Raw genomic sequence first — 770 nt, 5'->3', positions numbered from 1 at the left:
AAAACGCGTTTGGCGTTGTATGGTTAAGCCTCACGGGTAATTAGTACAAGTTAGCTTAATGGCTCACACCACTTCCACATCTTGCCTATCAACGTTGTAGTCTTCAACGGCCCTTCAGAGACTTTAAAAGTCTAGTGAGAACTCATCTCGAGGCCTGCTTCGCGCTTAGATGCTTTCAGCGCTTATCAGTTCCGAACGTAGCTACCGGGCAATGCCATTGGCATGACAACCCGAACACCAGCGGTTCGTTCACTCCGGTCCTCTCGTACTAGGAGCAACCCCTCTCAATTCTCAAACGCCCACGGCAGATAGGGACCGAACTGTCTCACGACGTTCTAAACCCAGCTCGCGTACCACTTTAAATGGCGAACAGCCATACCCTTGGGACCGACTTCAGCCCCAGGATGTGATGAGCCGACATCGAGGTGCCAAACACCGCCGTCGATATGAACTCTTGGGCGGTATCAGCCTGTTATCCCCGGAGTACCTTTTATCCGTTGAGCGATGGCCCTTCCATTCAGAACCACCGGATCACTATGACCTACTTTCGTACCTGCTCGACGTGTCTGTCTCGCAGTTAAGCTGGCTTCTACCATTACACTAACCGTACGATGTCCGACCGTACTTAGCCAACCTTCGTGCTCCTCCGTTACTCTTTGGGAGGAGACCGCCCCAGTCAAACTACCCACCAGGCACTGTCCGTAACCCCGATTCAGGGGCCAACGTTAGAACATCAAAACTACAAGGGTGGTATTTCAAGGACGACTCCA

General features: G+C 52.1%; 1 rRNA gene. It reads right to left on the bottom strand.

The window, feature by feature from the left end:
* Positions 1–19: 19 nt before the first annotated feature.
* Positions 20–770, bottom strand: a 23S ribosomal RNA gene (locus R0J88_RS18680); the annotation flags it as partial.

It is taken from the genome of Pseudoalteromonas sp. SIMBA_162 (assembly GCF_046535955.1).
GTDB classification, from domain to species: Bacteria; Pseudomonadota; Gammaproteobacteria; order Enterobacterales; family Alteromonadaceae; genus Pseudoalteromonas; species Pseudoalteromonas marina.
The sequence above is the reverse complement of the archived record's forward strand: the minus strand, read 5'-3'. Positions and strand labels throughout refer to the sequence as shown.